The organism is Arthrobacter sp. JCM 19049, assembly GCF_001310435.1.
On sequence record NZ_BAXF01000116.1, the window covers coordinates 1 to 5,781 of the forward strand.

Annotated in this window: 3 protein-coding genes and 3 pseudogenes; 1 reads left to right on the forward strand and 5 read right to left on the reverse strand. The window is 62.7% G+C overall.

What is annotated here, in order from left to right; translation table 11 throughout:
- Positions 1-762: amidase family protein (locus JCM19049_RS07300; RefSeq protein WP_279402677.1), on the forward strand; the 762-nt coding region annotated here is incomplete at its 5' end.
- A 325-nt stretch (positions 763-1,087) separates the two neighbouring features.
- Here the strand turns inward: JCM19049_RS07300 and JCM19049_RS07305 are convergent.
- The 5 genes and pseudogenes from JCM19049_RS07305 to JCM19049_RS07320 all read right to left on the reverse strand — a co-directional run.
- Entirely contained in the window at positions 1,088-1,333 is a 246-nt protein-coding gene (locus tag JCM19049_RS07305) for a hypothetical protein (RefSeq protein WP_054821254.1), read from the reverse strand.
- Between the two features lie 1,683 nt (positions 1,334-3,016).
- Positions 3,017-3,184 carry a hypothetical protein gene (locus JCM19049_RS19295; protein ID WP_171021251.1) on the reverse strand — a complete coding sequence of 56 codons (168 nt, stop codon included), beginning with the start codon at positions 3,182-3,184 and terminating at the stop codon, positions 3,017-3,019.
- A gap of 170 nt (positions 3,185-3,354) precedes the next feature.
- Positions 3,355-4,807 (reverse strand): annotated as a pseudogene (locus JCM19049_RS07310) (FAD-dependent oxidoreductase).
- A gap of 59 nt (positions 4,808-4,866) precedes the next feature.
- Positions 4,867-5,595: pseudogene (gene cobA / locus JCM19049_RS07315) on the reverse strand (uroporphyrinogen-III C-methyltransferase); the annotation flags it as partial.
- A 1-nt stretch (position 5,596) separates the two neighbouring features.
- Positions 5,597-5,781, reverse strand: a pseudogene (locus JCM19049_RS07320) (ABC transporter permease); the annotation flags it as partial.

Genomic DNA, 5,781 nt, shown 5'->3' on the forward strand with positions numbered 1-5,781 from the left:
CAGTTCGTTGATGTGGACCTGTCCCCGATCATTGCCCTGACCGACCGGGCCCAGTGGGACCTGGTGGGGTGGGAGGCCCCGCGGCTGCTTAGCGCCTACCTGGCGGCGGCCGAGGACCTGAGCCCAACCCGGGCGTGGGCCGAGGTGGTTCACCGGGCGGCCTCCCCCGACGTGCGCGGCATCCTGGACAGCTATGCCAGCGAGCCGGTGGACCAACGCTCCTATCAGCAGGCCAGGCTCGCCATGGCAGCGGCGCGAGAGCGGTATGCCCGGCTCATGGAGCACCAACGCCTCGACGCCCTGTTCTTCCCCACCATGCCTGCGCTTCCCCAGCGGGTGGGCGAGGACCATGTGGTGGACCACTGCGGCCAGCAGACTGCCCTGTTCCCACTGATGACCCGGAATGTCGGGCCGGGCACGATACTGGGCGTGCCGTCGGTGACCCTGCCCGCCGGCCGAGGCTCGCACGGACTGCCGGTGGGGATGACGGTGCAGGGTAACGCCCACCAGGATGCTGATCTGCTGGCATTGGCGGGGCAGCTCGAGCCACTGCTCGCGCGCCGACTGAGGCGGTTTCCGCCCGGCGCGCGGCTTGTTCCACGGGCGGGCCAGCTAATGACAGGGAGCCTCGGCACACCAGCTCGTGAGGCCGCGGTGTACCGCGGGCAAGGAAAAACCAAGGAGAACGCCATTGTTCTTCCCTTGGTACCTTCAGCATATCCTCTGGGTGGGGGCTGGCCGCAAGACCCGGGGCAGGATTGAAAATGAGTAGCCGAACCGCCACCCCGACCCCATGCAACGTCAACCATCCGGGCCACCTCCCAGCGGCCCTGCGACCTGCTGCTGGTGATTTCCGAATGGGGCAACGCCGTGCCCGCCGATTCACTGCGCCCTTACTTACCGCCGTCCGAGGCTCTCACCGACAGCGGCCTGCACCGAAAACCATTGACGAACCGGCCGAATGCCAGGAGCATCTAGCCGCGGTGGCAGAGCGCATACCTCAGCTGCGCGCCCAAATGTAGCAGATTCCGCATCGGCACATGATCCGGAGGAGGACAGAAATACGACTTCCAGGTATCAGACTCGGTCACTTGGCCACTGTGTGCGTACCGGACCGGTGACGCTCAGCCGCTGCGTCGACACGCCGCAGATACTCCGCCTCGTCGATCGCGCCGCGGGCCTCGTCGGTCAAGTTCTCGACGTCCTCGCGGTTCGGGACCCATCCCTCATGCCAGGCCGCAGCCAGTGACTGCCGAACGGCATTGCATTGGTTAGCATCGAGCTGCGCAAACAGTTCTGGCCAGCGTTCCTCAATATCAAACTTCTCGGTCACGGCCGGACTCCTTCCAAGAAAATGACCCACTTCATTTTACCAAGTCACCTGAAAACGATCCTTAGATAGTTTCGGTTGGTTTTGGTTTCGGGCACAGGTTTCGGGCCACCTTTCTGCGGCGTGTCACTCGAAATAGTGAGTGCCAGGCAAGACGGTCTTAAAACGATCGTTTTTGGCGTCCGTATGAGGCACCTTCATTGGGCATTCTCGCGGGCGGGGTATACGCGACGCGCATCTTGGCCGCGAGCATAGAGACCTCTAGCAACCCACATCAGTAGAGCCGGTGCCCCGGTGAACGACGACCGTCGTATGGGACAAGCATCAGCACTTGAGAGACTTCGTTTCTATCATCCTTGCTTTGGACCAGAACTTGTTATTGGTGATCGCCCCCGGCACAAAAAAGTCTGATCGCGAGGGTCAATGCCAAATCAGCAGGTCATTGGGTGGGCTGGTAGTCGCTTGGCGAAAACGTTCTAGGAGGAGTGCCGATCCAGGCTGTTTTCACGGGCAGGCTGGGGCTGGAGGGCGACGATGAAACTAATTGGGCCGGTGAGTGATCCAAGGCAGCATCCAATGATCAGGAGCAGCGTCACGTCATAGTCTGGAATCTGCTGCGTGAGGAGAGCAAAGACGAAGCCAGAAGCAGCACGCCCGCGACGGAGGCAATAATTCCTCCGGAAACTCGCCCCTTTCGGCTCCCCAGCACGAACAGTCCCGTCGAGACGACAGAAGCTATCAGTGCAGCGAAGATGCTGGAAACGGCGAAGAATACCACTAGCGTTGAGGGGCTGTCGGAGAGTGAATTTGAGTTATATCCAAGGAGCGAAGAGAGCGTAGCCAGGACGACAGTTCCGAGCGAATTGATGAAGGAGAAAACAAAGCCACGAATATGACTAGATAGGTTTCCTTCATTTGGGTCTCCTTACACGAGGTAGAGACCATTTCCCGCCCTCTTTAGCGAAGGGTGCGTCTCCTGGTTTCCGAATATGTCCCTCACCTTACCTCTGTGCTCCATTGCCGAATGCTCAGAGCTTCCGGCGCAGGCGTATTGGAGCCAGAGAGCCCTTCGCTGAAGAGTCGAGGACGGGGCAGCGTTAGTTGATACGCTGCCCCGTGCTGTCAACCTGTTTAGGTCATGGCAACGCGCGCGGTCCGGTAGGCGAACGTCTTCCGGGGCTTCTCCGGTCATGGGCAAGGGCGTCTTTGGTTCTCGGTTACTGGTTCGGCGGCAGCTACGGCCGTGAGGTTGCTCGGAGGGGCGTTGTCCAGCACGAGCACATGCAGCCCGCAGAGCATGCCAGAACGGGCCAGGTGGAAGATAGTCGTGGGTCTTCCGACCCCGCCTTTCTGGTTGCCGAGAGCGCAAATGTGGGTGGTCCTTGCAACCCGGGATCCTTCGGTGCCGGCGTCGTCGGCGCGGTGGACCTCTATATTTTCATAAACAGAGCCCCTGCCCAGCTGGTGATCCTTGGGCCATCCGAACCTGCGACCTAAGTGAGGTTGAACCGGCTGCCGGCCGGGTTGCGAGGCCCGGCCAGGCCGCCAAAGGGAATGATCTGGCTTTCTGAGGCACCGCGCTCGGGACATGGTTGAGCCCGCAAGGACCCGGTGGCGGCTCCTGACTGGCTCGTGTCGGTCGCAGTTGTCCGGCGTTCGCGAAGATACGCACGCCGCAACGGTTATCTAGGAATCCTTGCCGTTCTTGGAGGGGCGGGTCCCCAGTTCCCCGTCGACCTGATCGGCAAACTTCGTGCTCGCCGCGGTTTCGGGTGACTCTTCCTGCCAAATCATCTCAAGATCGGCAGCAAGGTTCGCTTCCTTCCGTGCCTTTTTCCTCTGTTCATTAGCCATGGCCTCAGTCTAGCGACCTTTGGGAAAAGAAGCAGTGACCCCCGATACCGGTGCACTCCAAAACCGGCTTGTCACCTCGAAATGGGCTGCCGGTTGCAGAACGGCCCCCGCGCCGCGACAGGGGGTTCCTGTCGCGGCGCGGGGGCCGGTTCTAGAGCCTGGGGTAGTGCTTACAGGCTCTCAGCAAATTTTTTTGCCCGGGCATGCTCCAGCATCTCTTCGCGGGAAACTACCTTGACGCGGTCACGGGTAACCTCGCCGAAGCGGGTCGGCACGGTTCCGGCCTCGCTGCCCAGCTGCTTCTCTTGCTGGTCCAGGGCCAGCCAGCCTTCCCAGGTGGCGAAGTCGACGCCGCGTTCCTCCAGCAGCTGAGTGATCGGTGCGTCCTGGCTCGGCTGGGCCAGCTGGTCCAGGTCGGTGAGCAGGTGGTTGATGGTCTCCAGGGCGTCGCCCTTGGTGTGGCCGATCAGGCCCACCGGACCGCGCTTGATCCAGCCAGTGGCGTACAGGCCCGGGACATGCTGGCCGTGGGCGTCCAGGACGCGGCCGCCTTCGTTGGGCAGCACGCCGGCAGCGCCATCGTATTCGATGCCGTCCACGGCCGAACCGAAGTAGCCCACCGCGCGGTAGACCGCCTGGACGGGGTATTCGGTGAACTCTCCGGTGCCGCGCACGTTGCCGGTCCCATCCAGTTCATTGCGTTCCATCTTCAGGCCGGCAACCTTGCCGTCCTCACCGACGATCTCGACCGGGGACTGCAGGAAGTGCAGGTGCAGGCGACGCGAGGCGCTGGGGGCCTCTTCGCGTTCTTCCTGCTCGATCAGCCAGTTGGTCAGCGTGGAGACCATGGTCTTGGTCTGGTTGTTGGTCTTCATCGCCTCATCGGAGGCGGCGTCGAACTCGAAGTCCTCCGGGTACAGGACGATGTCCACATCCTTGGAGTGCGACAGTTCGCGCAGCTCCAGCGGGGTGAATTTCACCTGCGCCGGACCGCGGCGGCCGAAGATGTGCACGTCGGTGACGGCCGAGTTGTTCAGCTGCTCGTAGATGTGCTCCGGGATTTCGGTTTCCAGCAGCTGGTCGGCGTGCTTGGACAGGATGCGTGCCACGTCCAGGGCACGTTGCCGTTGCCGATGACGGCCACTTCCTTGGCCGACAGGTCCCAGGTGCGGTCGGTGTCCGGGTGGGCGTCGTACCAGGAGACGAAGTCGGCGCCGCCGAAGGAGCCTTCCAGGTCCACGCCTGGGATGTTCAGGTCGGCGTCCTTCTGGGCGCCGGTGGCAATGATCACCGTGTCGTAGCGGGCCTTGAGTTCATCCAGGGTGATGTCCCGCCCCAGGCCCACGTTGCCGTAGAAGTCGATCCAGTCGTTGTGCAGCACCTTGTGCAGGGCGGTGATGATGCCTTGATGCGCGGGTGGTCTGGGGACACCCCATAGCGGATCAGGCCGAACGGGGTGGGCAGCTCGTCGAAGAGGTCGACTTTCAGCTGCAGGGCGCCGGAGGAGACTGCTTCGCTTTTGGCCAGCATGTCGGCTGCGTAGATCCCGGCCGGTCCGGCGCCGACGATGGCCACGCGCAGGGGTCGGTTGGTCAGGTGCTCTGGAATGCTAAGTTCACTCATCAAACAACTTCTACTTTCTTAGTCAACGAATAGGGCCGGCACCGCAGTATCGGTGTGGGTCAGCGGCTGAAGCTCAGCCAGCTGCACTGCAGCATCGGGGCCAGTCGAACCACGTCACCAATCACAATGACGGCCGGATTCGTTACTGCGGCTTGTTGGGCGCGCACTACGATCTCTTCTAGGGTACCGATAGTTGTGCGTTGCGTCTGTGAGTAACCTCGCTCAATTATGGCAATCGGAGTGTTAGTTCCCAGCCCACGCCCAGTTAACGTCTGCACTGTGGCGGCCAGGCGGCCCACGCCCATCAGGATCACCAGGGTGTGGTCCGTGCGCAACGGCACATCGCCAAGCTCCTGGTGGCCGGTGACCACGCTGAACCCGGCGGCTAGCCCGCGGTGGGTGACCGGGATGCCGGCGCCGGCCGGCACCGCCACGGCGCTGGTGATGCCGGGAATCACCCGCACGGTAAACCCGTGGGCGGCCGCGTAGGCGGCCTCTTCTCCCCCGCGGCCCAGCACGTACGGGTCTCCGCCCTTCAGGCGCACCACGTTCTTCCCCTGCCGGGCCTGGCTGACTAAGCATTGGTTGATTTCGTCCTGGGTGGCCAGGTGGCTTCCCGGGGCCTTGCCCACGTCAATGACCTGCACGTGATCTTCCAACTCGTCCAGCAGCGCCGTGGGACCGAGCCGGTCCGCCAGGACCACGTCCGCTCGCATCAATGCCCTGTACCCTGCCACGGTGATCAGCTCCGGGTCTCCCGGGCCGCCGCCGATGAGGGTAATGCTTCCTTTATCCATTGTTTTCTCCAGTTCGTCTCATTCCCCGGTCTCGCAGGAGTTTGCGTTCCACCGGGGCAAAGCAGGCCAGTTCAATGAGCACCCCGACCAGCAGGATGACCACTATGACCAAGATCACCAGGGGCAAATCGGCCAGGTCCCGTCCACGCTGCAGCAGGGAGCCGACCCCGGGGGCCA

Excerpts from the sequence above, each read along its gene's own strand:
- JCM19049_RS19295 (WP_171021251.1), bottom strand. The coding sequence starts at position 3,184 with ATGGCTAATGAACAGAGGAAAAAGGCACGGAAGGAAGCGAACCTTGCT.